This window comes from Erythrobacter sp., assembly GCF_040217515.1.
Classification (GTDB): Bacteria; Pseudomonadota; Alphaproteobacteria; order Sphingomonadales; family Sphingomonadaceae; genus Erythrobacter.
On the sequence record NZ_JAVJPT010000003.1, the window covers coordinates 461716 to 475094 of the forward strand.

13 protein-coding genes and 1 pseudogene are annotated in these 13379 nt (G+C 64.2%); 3 read left to right on the plus strand and 11 right to left on the minus strand.

Going from position 1 to position 13379, the window contains the following annotated elements:
* The first annotated feature begins 31 nt into the window (after positions 1-31).
* Positions 32-400 carry a hypothetical protein gene (locus tag RIB52_RS03905; RefSeq protein WP_350173098.1) on the plus strand — a complete coding sequence of 123 codons (369 nt, stop codon included), beginning with the start codon at positions 32-34 and terminating at the stop codon, positions 398-400.
* A gap of 93 nt (positions 401-493) precedes the next feature.
* Here the strand turns inward: RIB52_RS03905 and RIB52_RS03910 are convergent, their stop codons facing one another.
* Positions 494-1528, minus strand: a complete 1035-nt coding sequence (locus RIB52_RS03910) for a serine hydrolase (protein ID WP_350173100.1) — start codon at positions 1526-1528, stop codon at positions 494-496.
* A 258-nt stretch (positions 1529-1786) separates the two neighbouring features.
* On the opposite strand from RIB52_RS03910, the gene RIB52_RS03915 reads away from it, so the two are divergent.
* Entirely contained in the window at positions 1787-4087 is a 2301-nt protein-coding gene (locus tag RIB52_RS03915; RefSeq protein WP_350173102.1) for a DUF305 domain-containing protein, read from the plus strand.
* Between the two features lie 307 nt (positions 4088-4394).
* Here the strand turns inward: RIB52_RS03915 and RIB52_RS03920 are convergent, their stop codons facing one another.
* The 10 genes from RIB52_RS03920 to RIB52_RS03965 all read right to left on the minus strand — a co-directional run bounded on the left by RIB52_RS03920 (position 4395) and on the right by RIB52_RS03965 (position 12197).
* Positions 4395-4802 (minus strand): host attachment family protein, encoded by a 408-nt coding sequence (locus tag RIB52_RS03920; RefSeq protein ID WP_350173104.1) that lies wholly within the window; start codon positions 4800-4802, stop codon positions 4395-4397.
* A gap of 76 nt (positions 4803-4878) precedes the next feature.
* Positions 4879-6150: a tetratricopeptide repeat protein gene (locus RIB52_RS03925; RefSeq protein ID WP_350173106.1), complete on the minus strand. Its 1272-nt coding sequence runs from the start codon at positions 6148-6150 to the stop codon at positions 4879-4881.
* A 119-nt stretch (positions 6151-6269) separates the two neighbouring features.
* On the minus strand, positions 6270-7922 hold the full coding sequence (groL, locus tag RIB52_RS03930) for a chaperonin GroEL (protein WP_350173108.1): 1653 nt from the start codon (positions 7920-7922) through the stop codon (positions 6270-6272).
* Between the two features lie 52 nt (positions 7923-7974).
* A complete protein-coding gene (groES, locus tag RIB52_RS03935) occupies positions 7975-8262 on the minus strand; it encodes a co-chaperone GroES (protein ID WP_034906569.1) in 288 nt (95 codons plus the stop codon).
* Positions 8263-8413: 151 nt separating this feature from the next.
* Complete coding sequence (locus RIB52_RS03940; protein WP_350173111.1) at positions 8414-9805, minus strand: MATE family efflux transporter; 1392 nt, start codon at positions 9803-9805, stop codon at positions 8414-8416.
* 120 nt (positions 9806-9925) lie between these two features.
* Positions 9926-10306, minus strand: a complete 381-nt coding sequence (gene rplL, locus RIB52_RS03945; RefSeq protein WP_350173113.1) for a 50S ribosomal protein L7/L12 — start codon at positions 10304-10306, stop codon at positions 9926-9928.
* Between the two features lie 80 nt (positions 10307-10386).
* On the minus strand, positions 10387-10902 hold the full coding sequence (gene rplJ / locus RIB52_RS03950) for a 50S ribosomal protein L10 (RefSeq protein WP_350173115.1): 516 nt from the start codon (positions 10900-10902) through the stop codon (positions 10387-10389).
* A gap of 317 nt (positions 10903-11219) precedes the next feature.
* Positions 11220-11477: a helix-turn-helix domain-containing protein gene (locus tag RIB52_RS03955; protein ID WP_350173117.1), complete on the minus strand. Its 258-nt coding sequence runs from the start codon at positions 11475-11477 to the stop codon at positions 11220-11222.
* Positions 11477-12022: a DUF2975 domain-containing protein gene (locus RIB52_RS03960; RefSeq protein WP_350173119.1), complete on the minus strand. Its 546-nt coding sequence runs from the start codon at positions 12020-12022 to the stop codon at positions 11477-11479. The genes RIB52_RS03955 and RIB52_RS03960 overlap by 1 nt, the downstream gene beginning before the upstream one ends.
* 34 nt (positions 12023-12056) lie before the next feature.
* Positions 12057-12197, minus strand: a complete 141-nt coding sequence (locus RIB52_RS03965; RefSeq protein WP_350173121.1) for a hypothetical protein — start codon at positions 12195-12197, stop codon at positions 12057-12059.
* A gap of 549 nt (positions 12198-12746) precedes the next feature.
* Here RIB52_RS03965 and RIB52_RS03970 point away from each other — a divergent pair.
* A pseudogene (locus RIB52_RS03970) lies at positions 12747-13379 on the plus strand (DNA-directed RNA polymerase subunit beta); the annotation flags it as partial.

Here is a 13379-nt window from a genome sequence, read left to right on the forward strand (position 1 = left end):
TCATTCAATCGCTGGATAAGGAGTATAACTCATGCGTAAGATTGTTCTGGTTGCCGCTGTCGCGACCTCGGCTCTTGGCCTTGCCGCGTGCGGCGAAACCGCCGAAAGCGCCGACGAGACCGTTGCGGAGATGAATGCCGATGCGGAATCCGTCGCCGAAGATGCGACCGCCGCTGCCGAGGGCGCGGCCGACGACGCCGGGGCCGCTGCCGGTGAAGGCATGGCCGAGATGGAAGAGGGCGCTGCCGAGGCCGGCGAAGCCATGGACGAAGCCGCCGAAGAGGCCGCCGCCGAAACCAGCGCTGCTGGCGATGCCGCCTCGCGCATGATCGACAAGGCGGTCGACAAGGCGGTCGAAAAGGGCGAAGCCGCTGCCGAAAAGGCGATTGCCGACATGTAATCCGCGCCCACCCGCATTGCGGGCCGGACGCGGCACGAAAGAGGGGCGGTGCCGGCAAGCACCGCCCCTTTTCATTTTGAGATCAGGTGGAAGTCATCCGCCAGTGCGCGGTGCGCTCGTCCAGTTGATTCCGTCATCTGGCCTGAGGCGTGCCTTGGCCTCGAAGCCGTCGTAAAGCGCCCGGGCGATCGCCGCGATGCGCCGCTCCCGGGCAAGACGCGAGCCTTGGCCGGTGACATAGATCGCCACCGCGATGGCGCGGCCGTCGGGATATTCGATGATGCCGATATCGCTCGACGTGTTGTTGAGCGAGCCGGTCTTGTGGCTCACCACAGCCTCATCGGGCATGTTGGCGACGATCCGGCGCTTTCCGGTGACGGTGCGGCTCATCGCGCCGAGCAGCACCTGGCGGTGCGTGTCGGAAAGGAAATCGCCCCGGTAAAGCCCCTGCAGAAGCCGCACCATGGCCTTGGGCGTGGCGGAATCGCGCGGGTCGATCCAGCTGGCGGGATCGTATTCGCCGTCGTCGCGCACCAGCGTTGCGATATCGCGGTCGATGCTGAATTCGTTGATGCCCTGGCGGCGCACCCATTCGGTCACCTTGGCGGGCCCGCCGACTGCGGCGAGGAGCGCGTCGGTCGCCGGGTTGCTCGACCGCGTGATCATGAGTTCGATCAAATCGATGGCCTGCATGTACTTGCCCTCGCGCACCGGTGCGATGGGCGAGGAAAACTTGGCCGAACGGATCGGGATCATCAGCGGCCATTCCGAGGTCAGCGAAAACTGGCCCTTTTCGACCATGTCGAGATAGGTTGCCGCGATCGCGATCTTGCTTGTCGACGCCATCGGGAAGAGCTGGTCGCCCAGAACCGCGATCTGTTCCCCGCTTGCAAGATCGAGCGCCGCCACGCCGATCCGCCCGTTCGACCCGTCGGCCAATTCGGCGATGCGCTGCTCGAACCGGCTTTCATAGATCGCCTCGAAGGTCTGGGGCGTGCGCAGCTCGGTGCCGAACGCATTGTCGAAGCGCGAAGCGAGCTCGGTGCTTTGGGCCTGGAGCGGTGCTCCCAGCAATGCCAGGACACCGATCAAAAAGGCTAGGATGGTGGATCGCTGCTTTCGGACCATGGTGTGACACTACATCCCTGTGATTGCCGCTGTCTTAACACCTGTTCCTAGTGCCCTGCCAATGCGTTCGGCAAGGGCTGGGCGCGCGTGGGTGCGGCGAATGGTGCGGGGGACACGGTGTGCATACCCCATCCTGTGCTCTCGCTCCGCCAATCCGTGGGCATCTCGGTCGGCTCCCGCGCGACATTCGTCGATTCAAAGCGGGTTCGTCAGGATCGGGCCTTGACTGCATCGCCCGCTGCGGCAGTCTACCGGTCAATGACTTTGTTCACGGGGACCACCATGACCGACCTTCTTCCGAGAGCCACCGCCGCGCGCGCCACCCTTGCCGCGCTGCTGGTGGGCTCTTCCACCATCGCTTTCGCCCAGAGCGCGCCGATCGTTCAACCCGGCGCGCCGGGTGAGGACAGTCGTGACCTTTCGGCCGAGGAGGCGGTCGAACTTGCCGGGTCGAGCTATACCAGAGCCGATGTCAAGTTCATGCAGGACATGATCGTCCACCACGCTCAGGCGGTTGAGATGGCCGCACTGGTCAAGGATCGGACCAACACCGAGGCACTCGTCGCGGTCGCCGGGCGGATCGGGGCCGGACAGGACGACGAGATGACTTTCATGCGCGAATGGCTCGAAGCGCGGGGCGAGCCGGTCGAGATGACGATGATGGCGGGCCACGACCACGGCAAGCACCACGCGATGATGGGCATGGCGACGCCCGAGCAGATGGAAGCGCTTGCCGCCGCTGAAGGCACCGAGTTCGACCGCCAGTTCCTCACCCTCATGATCGCCCATCACGAAGGTGCGCTCGACATGGTCGACAAGCTGCTCGCCCAGCCTGGCAGCGCCGCCGATCCGATCCTGTATCGCTTTATCGGGGATGTCGAGAACGACCAGAAGAGCGAAATCGAGCGGATGGACGTCCTGCTCGCCGGGCTGTCGCCCGATCCGCGTGCCGGGCTCGCCGCAGGCTTCGACGATGCGGGCGAAGCGATCTCCAACCTTCGGCTCGTTGCGAGCCTGAGGAAGCCCGCCGGCTTCTTCAATCCGGACAACCCGGCCGACCTGCGCCCCGTGGTTCCGCCGCGCGAGGACGAGATGGAGCAGGTCGAAGCCGACGAAGCCGAAGAGATCGCCGCACCGGACGAGGACGGGGAAACCCCCACCCGGATGGACGAGGAAGAGGAAAGCCTCACCCAGTTTGCCGAACGCTCGCCGCTGCTCGATTTTGCAAATACGGACATGGCGTTCTTCGACGACATCATGGTCGCCGGCAATTACCACGGCTTCAATATCTACAGCCTCGGCGCGGACGGCGTGCCCGCGCTCTTGTCCTCGGTCGTCTGCCCGGGCGGGCAGGGCGACGTCTCGGTCGTCGGCGATATCCTCGTTATGAGCGTCGAGCAGACCCGCGGCCGCGTCGATTGCGGACTTGAGGGCGTCGAAGAGGATGTCAGCGACGAACGCTTCCGGGGCTTGCGCATCTTTGACATCTCGGACCTGCGCCGCCCGCGCCAGGTCGGCGGGGTACAGACCTGTCGCGGGAGCCACACCCATTCGATCGTGAGCGCCGACGAAGAGAAGATCGTCGTCTACAATTCCGGCACCTCCAGCGTACGCGACGGCGAAGAACTCGCCCGCTGCGTCGACAACCCGGCCTCCAGCCGCACCGCCTATTTCAGCATCGACGTGATCGAGATCCCGCTCGCCGACCCGTCTAAGGCGCGGATCGTCAAGAGCCCGCGCGTCTTCGCGGATAACGAGACGGGCGAGATCGCCGGCCTGTGGAAGGGCGGCGAAAGCGGGGACGGGGCGCAATACACCCGCCGCACCGACCAGTGCCACGACATCACCGTGTTCCCGTCCAAGAACCTCGCCGCCGGGGCGTGTTCGGGCAACGGCATCCTGATGGACATCTCCGACCCCTACAATCCCAAGCGGATCGACGCGGTCTTCGACAAGGGGTTCGCCTACTGGCATTCGGCGACCTTCAACAATGACGGGACCAAGGTGATCTTCACCGACGAATGGGGCGGTGGCGGGCGGCCGCGCTGCCGCGCTTCGGACCCGATGGACTGGGGCGCGGACGCGATCTACGAGATCGTCGACGGCAAGCTCGAATATCGCAGCCATTACAAGATGCCCGCGCCGCAGACCGACATGGAAAACTGCGTCGCGCATAACGGCTCGATCATCCCGGTGCCGGGGCGCGATATCTTCGTGCAGTCGTGGTACCAGGGCGGCATTTCCGTGGTCGATTTCACCGATGCCGCAAATCCGCAGGAAATCGCCTTCTTCGACCGTGGCCCGATCAGCGACGAACAGATGGTCGTCGGCGGATACTGGTCGTCCTACTGGTACGACGGCCGGATCTACGGGACCGAGATCACCCGCGGCGTCGACGTCTTCGCGCTGGAGCCGAGCGAGCACCTGACCGAAGCGGAAATCGCCGCGGCCGAGGCGGCATCCTATGCCGGGCAGCGCTTCAACCCGCAGACCCAGACCGAAGTGACGTGGTCCGATGCCGCGATCGAGGCCGCCGAGGCGAGCCGCAAGGGCGGCTGACCCCTTACATGGCGCGGCGCGCGATGGCCACGCGCCGCGCCGGTCGGGAGCGCAAAAAGGTGACAAAGGTTACACCCTGTCACCTTTGACCCTTGCCCATTTGACTTTCCAAATCAGTCGCTTGAACGCGAATTGCGTGCGCCGGACACTTGGGGGCGAGCGCCGGAAATGCCCGTTTAGGGACGCAGTCTTCCTCCTCACCATGCCAAAGAGCCTCGCGCGCTCTAACGGGCGCGGGCGAGGTAGGAAATGCGGCCCAACGGATCGGACGCGCGGGATGCCGCGAGGCGTTCCGGCACCTCCCGGATCAGGCGGCGGCGATCGCCTTTTCGATATCCCCGGTCGAGGCATTGGTCAGCGTCTTGTCGATCTCGCCGACCAGCCGCTTCTTCAGCTCGGTGTGATAGTGCTGGCGCATCTCGCCCAGCGTCTTGGGATCGGCGATCACCAGCAGGTCGTCGATCCGGCCCGCGATCGCTTGTTCGTTGAGCCATTCCGCCGCCGCCGCGCCGTGGGCGAGCTCGTTGAGATCGGTCCGCCCGTGGCGCTGGCCGACATCGTCCTGGTGGCGGATCCCGGCGCTGAAATTGGTCGCGTCGAGTTCGGGCCTGTCTTCGGCCACCAGCTTGGGATCGAAGATCTGGCCGTCATTGCGGAACAGGCGAAACGTCTCTCCATCGACAAGCGCGACATGGGCTTTTGCGGGTAGCTTCATCGCTTTTCTCCTTTACCGCACCAACGCGCCGCGCCGCCATTCGTTGCGTGGCGCACCGTCACGGGCGATTGGCGCTTCATGCGGCCGATCCTCGCTCGTCGCCGCGCAGCTGCTGACGCAGCTGTTCGGCCTGGCGGACGCGGACGTGACCCGGCCCGGTGGCGGCCAGCAGCGCATCGTGCACGCGATCGATCTCTGCCAGAGCCTCGTCCGGGCGCCCGAGCGCCACCAGGATTTCGAGCCCGACCAGTTCGCTTTCCAGCGTATCGGAATAAGCGGGGCCGAGCCGGTCGCGCTGCAGGGCAAGGACGGGCGACAATTCGTCCTGCGCCCCCCGCGCGTCGCCCGCCGCGAGGCAAATCTCGGCGTGCAGGCGACGGGTGATGAGCACGTCCGGATGCTCGTCGCCTTTCACACGGCTCTCGACAGGCAGCAGGTTGCGCACGGCGGTGAGCGCGTCGTCAAATTGCCCGAGATCGCGGAGGATCGCGGCCTCGAGGTAGCGGGTGGTGAGCACATCCGGATGCTCGTCGCCTTGCACGCGCTCTCGGACAGGCAGCAGGTCGCGCACGGTGTCGAAAGCCTCCTGGTATTGCCCCCCGAATTCAAGCGACTGAGCCAGCGCCCAACGGGCCAAAAGGCCGATCTCGCTCGTCTCCAGCCCGTGGCGCTTCGCCAGTTTCACGGCCCGGCGGCACAGCAGGATGCACACCCGGTATCGCCCCTGTTCGAACAGTCGCCGGTTGGCGGTAAGCGCCGCGCCGATCACGCGCACTGCCTCGTCCGGCGTTGCCGCGTCGAAGCGCGAGGCGGCGATCCGCAGCGGCTCTTCGTCGACGATCTCGATCGCTTCCATTTCCTCGGCGAGCTCGGCGATCTCGCGGCGGGACGGGGCGAGGCCGCGCGCCACCTGCGTCAGCCGCCGGGCGGATTCGTGCTCGAACGCGGCGTCGGACCCGATCATGCGGCTGGCATGGAATTCGGCGATGCGATGGGCCACGCGGCCGAGATCCTCGCGCACTTTCTGGTATCCCTGATCGAGCAGGTCGATCGCTTTCGCCTCGTTGCCCGCTGCGGCCTCGCCGTCCGCAGCGGCGAGCCACTTGGCGGGAATCCAGGAATCGCGCTGCTCGGCGAGCCGGGCGTTCTCCTTCGCCGCTTCGTCGAGATCGACGAGGAGGGTCGAGGCGCGCTGTTCCAGACGGGCCTGTGTTTTGGTGAGCTTGCGATACCGCAGCCAGTTTCGCACGGCGATGGCCCAGCCGACGAAGGCGATGACCGCGAAGGCAATACCGAACACGGTGTCCAGCGCCTCAAGGGTGCCCCACCACCGCTCCAAGTCGTTCATGCCAGCCTCCTGCATGGTGACAGGATATCATCGCCGGGTCGGATTCGGCACAGCAAAAAGCCCCGCCGGATCGCTCCGGCGGGGCTTCCTGTTTCGAGCCGAGAGTGGCGCGCGGGGCTTTAAAAGCCCATGCCGCCGCCCATGCCGCCCATGCCGCCCATGTCGGGCATTGCGGGGGCGTTCGACTTGTCTTCCGGGATCTCCGTGATCGCGGCCTCGGTCGTGATCAGCAGGCCGGCCACAGAAGCCGCGTCCTGCAGCGCGGTGCGCACGACCTTGGTCGGATCGATCACGCCCGCCTCGACGAGGTTTTCGTAGGTGTCGGTCGCGGCGTTGAAGCCCTGCGATTCGTCACCTTCACGCAGCAGGTTGCCCGAAACCACCGCGCCGTCATGGCCGGCATTCGCGGCGATCTGACGGACCGGAGCGAGGATCGCGCGGCGCACGATGTCGATGCCGCGGGTCTGGTCGTCGTTCTCGCCCTTGAGCCCTTCGAGGACCTTGGAGGCGTAGAGCAGCGCGGTGCCGCCGCCCGGGACGATGCCTTCTTCCACCGCGGCGCGGGTCGCGTGAAGCGCGTCGTCGACGCGGTCCTTGCGCTCCTTCACCTCGACTTCGGACGCACCGCCGACCTTGATCACGGCAACGCCGCCCGCGAGCTTGGCAAGGCGCTCCTGGAGCTTTTCCTTGTCGTAGTCGCTGGTGGTGTTCTCGATCTGGGTCTTGATCTCGGCGACACGCGCCTTGATGTCGTCCTCGCTGCCTGCGCCGTCGACGATGGTGGTGTTGTCCTTGTCGATGGTGACGCGCTTGGCTTCACCCAGCATGCCCAGCGTAACGTTCTCGAGCTTGATGCCGAGGTCTTCGCTGATCATTTCGCCCTTGGTCAGGATCGCGATGTCCTGCAGCATGGCCTTGCGGCGATCGCCGAAGCCGGGGGCCTTGACCGCCGCGACCTTGAGGCCGCCGCGCAGCTTGTTGACGACGAGCGTGGCGAGCGCCTCGCCCTCGATGTCCTCGGCGATGATGAGCAGCGGACGGCCAGACTGCACCGCCGCTTCGAGGATCGGCAGCATCGACTGGAGGTTCGACAGCTTCTTCTCGTGGATGAGGATGTAGGGGTTATCCAGTTCCACGGTCATCTTGTCGGGGTTGGTGATGAAGTAGGGCGAAAGATAGCCGCGGTCGAACTGCATCCCTTCGACGACATCGAGCTCGAATTCGAGGCCCTTGGCTTCCTCGACGGTGATGACCCCTTCCTTGCCGACCTTGTCCATGGCTTCGGCGATCTTCTCGCCGACTTCCTTGTCGCCATTGGCCGAGATCACGCCGACCTGGGCGATTTCGGACGAGCCGGAGACGTCCTTAGAGCGGTTCCTGAGGTCTTCGACGACCTTGCCGACGGCAAGGTCGATGCCGCGCTTGAGGTCCATCGGGTTCATGCCGGCGGCGACCGACTTCATGCCCTCGGTCACGATCGACTGGCCGAGAACGGTCGCGGTCGTGGTGCCGTCACCGGCGAGGTCATTGGTCTTGCTGGCGACTTCGCGCAGCATCTGCGCGCCCATGTTCTCGAACTTGTCGGAAAGCTCGATTTCCTTGGCGACGGTGACGCCGTCCTTGGTGATGCGCGGCGCGCCGAAGCTCTTGTCGATCACGACGTTGCGGCCCTTGGGGCCGAGCGTCACCTTGACCGCATTGGCGAGCGTGTCGACGCCCTTGAGGATGCGTTCGCGGGCATCGCGCGAGAATTTCACGTCCTTGGCAGACATTGGTCTTTCTCCTGGATTAAGGGTTGAAATGAAAGAACGTCAGGGTGGCCGATCAGCCGATGATCCCCATGATGTCGCTTTCCTTCATGATCAGCAGGTCTTCGCCGTCGATCTTGACTTCGGTGCCGGACCACTTGCCGAACAGCACGCGGTCGCCAGCCTTGACATCCATCGGGATGCGGTCGCCGTCGTCGTCACGAGCGCCGTCGCCGACGGCGATGATTTCGCCTTCGCTCGGCTTTTCCTGCGCACTGTCGGGAATGATGATGCCGCCTGCGGTCTTCTGGTCGGCTTCGATGCGACGGACCACAACGCGGTCGTGCAGCGGACGAAATGCCATAGGTAATGACCTTTCTCGTTGGTTTGCTAAGATTGTTGGCACTCTCCCCTCGAGAGTGCCAGCGACGCGGATGTGGTTGCGCGCCCGTGCAGAGTCAAGCGAGGTTCATGAAAAAATTTGCACCCGCATCCCGGTGCGCGCGGCGCGCGGTTCAGGCAGCGCGGCGCACGAGGTCGAGCCGCTCGCGCCGGGTCCAGCGCCATGTCAGCAGCACCGCGGCGCAGGACAGGCCCGAGGCCAGGCCGATCCACACGCCGATGCCTTCGAGCGGAGTGAAGAATCCGAGCCCGATCGCTGCTCCGAAACCGGGCACCCAATAGCTGAAAATCGCGATCCACATGGGGATGCGCGTGTCCTGCAGACCGCGCAGGGCCCCCGCCGCGACGGCCTGCACCCCGTCGACGAGCTGGAAGGCGGCGGCGAGCGCCAGATATTGCAGCGCGAAGCCGACAAGCGCCGCGTTCCTGGCGGCATAGGGATCGACATAGATCGACAGTAACGCATAGGGTGCGGCGATCATCGCGGTGGCCGTGAGGCTCATGAAACCCGCGCCCAGCGCCAAGGCTACCCAGCCTGCGCGCCTGATGCCGTCGGGATCGCGCGCGCCGTAGAAATAGCCCACCCGGATCGTCGCCGCCTGCCCCACGCCGAAAGGAACCTGGAATGCCAATGCGGCAAGCTGCAGCGCGACGGTGTGCCCGGCGAGCTCGGCCGCGCCAAAGCGCCCCATGAGAAATGCCGCGGCACCGAAAATTCCTGCCTCTGCCGTCACGGTGAGCGCGATAGGCGTGCCGATCCTCACGATTTGCCACATGCGCGCCCAGTCGGGTCGCCAGAACCGGTAGAAGATACGGTAGCGCCCAAGCGCCGGGTCGGCGAGGATCGTGAGCACATAGGCGGCAAGTGTGAACAGTGCGGTGATGATCGTCGCGACCGCAGCGCCTTGCAAGCCCAGTTCGGGCGCGCCGAAATTGCCGAAGATGAAGGCGTAATTCGCGGCCCCGTTGACGAAGATGCCGAGCGCCGTGATCGCGGTTGCGAAAATCGGCCGACCGAGCGCGGAGACATAGTTGCGCAGCACCGCCGCAATCAGCATCGGGACCAGCGAGAACACGATCACCATGTTGTAGTCGTCGGCAAGGTCGATGATCGTCGCCTGCTGCCCGGTCAGCTGCATGACGGGATCGAGCAGCAGGCACAGGCCCATGCCGAGAACACCCGTGATAACCGCCAGCCAGAGCGCCATGCGGGTCGCGCGCCGGACCGGGCGGAAGGAGACGGAGCGCGCCCCGATCGCTTCTGCGATGAGCGGGGCGACCGCGCCCGTCAGCGCGGTGAGCGCCCACAGCACGAGCCCGAACAGCGAAACGACGAGCGCGGATGCGGCGAGCTCTTCGTCGCCCAGCCGCGCGATGAAGATCACGTCGATAGCATAGGTCGCCATCTGGAGGAGGCTGGCAGCCGCCAGGGGCGCGGCGAGCATGGTCGTCGCGCGCAGTTCCTGCCCCCAGCCGGGCGTATCGAGGCGAACCGTGTTCTTCATGAAGCCGGCCCGGATAGGCGCAGCTTGGGAGTGAGGAAAGGCCAAACCGTGCGGGCAAAGGAAAAGGGCGGCGCCGTCGCCGGCACCGCCCTTCGTCGATCTGCGATAGCAGTTCGAAGCTTACTTGAGTTCGACCGTGCCGCCTGCGGCTTCGATCTTGCCCTTGATCTCTTCGGCTTCTTCCTTGTTGACGCCTTCCTTGAGCGGCTTGGGCGCGCCTTCGACGAGACCCTTGGCTTCGGTGAGGCCCAGGCCGGTGATGGCGCGGACTTCCTTGATGACCTGGATCTTCTTGCCACCGTCGCCGGTAAGGATGACGTCGAATTCGTCCTTTTCCTCTTCGGCGGCAGCTTCGCCGCCACCACCGGCGGCGGGGCCGGCCACGGCGACGGCCGCAGCGGCGCTGACGCCCCATTCTTCTTCCAGCGCCTTGGCGAGTTCGGCCGCCTCGAGGACGGTCAGCTTCGAAAGTTCTTCAACAAGCTTGGCAATATCGGCCATGATGTTTCACTCCAAATTGTGGCGGGACGACAGGCCCTTTGCCCTGTCCCATGATGTTTCGTCGTGTGCGAAAGCGTCTCTTATGCGTCTTCCTTGGCGCCATAGGCACCGAAGACACGGGCAAGCTTGTTGGCGGGCGCATTGACGACCTGGGCGATCTTGGTCGCCGGGGCGTTGATGAGACCGACAAGCGTACCGCGCAGCTCGTCGAGGCTGGGCATCGAGGCGAGCGCCTTGACCCCCGCTTCGTCGAGCACCTGCGTACCCATCGAACCACCGACGATTTCGAGCTTGTCGTTCGACTTGGCGAAATCGACAGCGACCTTGGCGGCCGCGACCGGGTCTTCCGACCAGGCCAGCGCCGTCGGGCCGGAGAGAAAATCCCCGATTCCGACGTAATCGGTGTCCTGCAGGGCGAGCTTGGCGAGACGGTTCTTCGCAACCTTGTAGGAAGCACCAGCTTCGCGCATCTTGTTCCGCAGTTCGGAGGACTGTGCCACCGTCATGCCGAGATTGCGGGTGACAACCACCACGCCGACCTCGTTGAAGACCGCATTGAGCTGGGCGACCGCTTCGGTTTTTTGCGAACGATCCATGCCATACTCCTTCACTAATGGTCGCGGGGGATGGCTCCCCGCACGACCGGCTCACATTCGCCCATGCCGAGCATCGGCACAGGCTCAAGTCCGTTGACAAGGGAAGGAGACGGCGCGTTGCGCCGGATTGGCCACCGGTGGAGGGGGGCCTGAAAACTCTTTTCCCCGTCTAGGCTGGAAATTAAGACCGGCCAATCCCGGTCACCAACTGTCTCGGACGGATGCCCGGCGCGAAAAGACCCGCCGGACGCGCCGGGCCTTTACCTTGCGCGGATCGATTGTCAAGCAAACACTCGGCACTCGCCGGGGGCTGGCAGCTACTCTTCCCGGGGCTGAGGGCCGCTGTCGCCATAGCGCAGCAGGTCTCCCGGCTGGCAGTCGAGCTCCCGGCAGATCGCGGCGAGGGTCGAGAAACGGATCGCCTTGGCCTTGCCCGTCTTCAGGATCGAGAGGTTGGCAAGGGTCAGCCCGACCCGCTCGGCCAGCTCGGTCAGAGTCATGCGGCGTTCGTGCAGCAGATCGTCTAGCCTGACCATGATTGCGGCACCTTCGGCATTGTCGGTTTGCGGGGGCATCACACGGTCCCCTCGAGGTCTTCGCGCATCGCCGCGCCATGCTTGAACACGCGGGCAAGGATGAACAGCACGATCACCATCAGGATCCCCTCGATGTCGAGACCAGCATCGATCGTGATCTCGGCATTCTCAACTTCGTCCGCCCATTTCGCCAACATCAGTCCGATGCCCATCGCTGGGATCATCAATAGCTGCATGCCGAGCAGCAGCCACGCCATCAGGTTCAGCCGATCAGCGTTTTCGGGGGCGAACGGATCACCCTCGCCAACACTGGCAATGATCGCCCGCAATTTGCCGAAGAAGGCAAAGGCTGCGGCGATGATCCCAAATGCGACAATCATCAGGCCGAGCGTGATCGCGATGAACATGCTGCCCGACACTTCACCGACTTTTTGGGCGAATTCGACGCTCACTTTCTCATTGAAGATCAGCATCAGCGGGGCCGCGATGGCAATTGCGAGTCCGCCGAGTGCGAGGCCGATTTGCGCGATGTAGGTAAGCACCGTCCCCGCGAGAAGCAGGAGGTCGTTCGGTTTGTCTTTCATGATCGTTTCTCCGTCAGGAAGGCTGCCGTCATTCTCAGGCCAGTGCGGGCATCGCGACGCCCTGCGTGACAAGGGCGGCGGATGCATCGGGCACCACCGTGATTGCGCCGATGGAGCTTAGAGCGATGAGAAGCGCGGCAATCGCGGCGAGCGAACGGCTGAGGGCGGGTGACATATATCGATCTCCTTGAAGCATGATATTGTATTTCGATAATCTCGATCTAGGCAGGGACCGATTTATTGTCAATCAATAATATCGAAAAACAATGTCAGCCAGATCTGTGACGGCCAGTTCGAAGGGTTGTGCGCAACTGGGAATGCGGCTTGTCGGCTGGACGCGCTGAAGGTGGGGCGAGTCTGCTGCCCTGATATTCCGCCGTCAGCCTGCCAGGCCAGGATCACTGAAATGGGCCGTGCGCATCGGCACTCGTCCGGGCTGTCCGCTCTTCGCCGTTGACATCGCGGAGCCGTGCCCCTAGTTCGCGCCTTCACGTCGGCTTCGAGCAAAGTCGGTCCTTACGCGGGGGATCGGTTCAGGGATGGAAGCGGCGCTCTGCCATATTCGCGACGCAACACCGAGCTGCAGCCGACCGGTCCGACAGACGGGTCCTGGCGTGCGGCCTTTTCGCGTCATTCATGGCAGCCCAATCGCGTAAAGCAGCGACATTCATAGATGCGCGGGCGATTCCGTCTCGCGCGCACAGGCAAAAAGGCACGAAGCTTCATGGCAACCAAGGCGAAAGCTCCGGCTACGGGCAAGCAGCTCTCCCGCAAGGCTCAGGGCACCGCGAAGAAGCGTATCCGCAAGATTTTCGGCGACATCCACGAAGTCGTCGACATGCCCAACCTTATCGAGGTCCAGCGCGAAAGCTACGAGTTCTTCCTGCGCTCCGATCCATCGGTCGGATATGTTTCGGGCCTCGAAAAGACCCTGCGCTCCGTCTTCCCGATCCGCGATTTTGCAGGCACGGCCGAACTCGACTTCGTCCATTACGAGCTCGAAGAGCCGAAATACGACACCACCGAATGTCGCCAGCGCGGAATCACCTATGCCGCTCCGATGAAGGTCACGCTGCGCCTCATCGTGTTCGAAGTGGACCAGGAAACCGAAACCCGCTCCGTTCTCGATATCAAGGAGCAGGATGTCTACATGGGCGACATGCCGCTCATGACCGAGAACGGCACCTTCATCATCAACGGTACCGAGCGTGTGATCGTCTCGCAGATGCACCGTTCGCCCGGCGTGCTGTTCGACCATGACCGCGGCAAGACTCACTCTTCGGGCAAGCTGCTGTTCGCCGCGCGGGTCATTCCCTATCGCGGTTCGTGGCTCGATTTCGAATTCGACGCCAAGGAC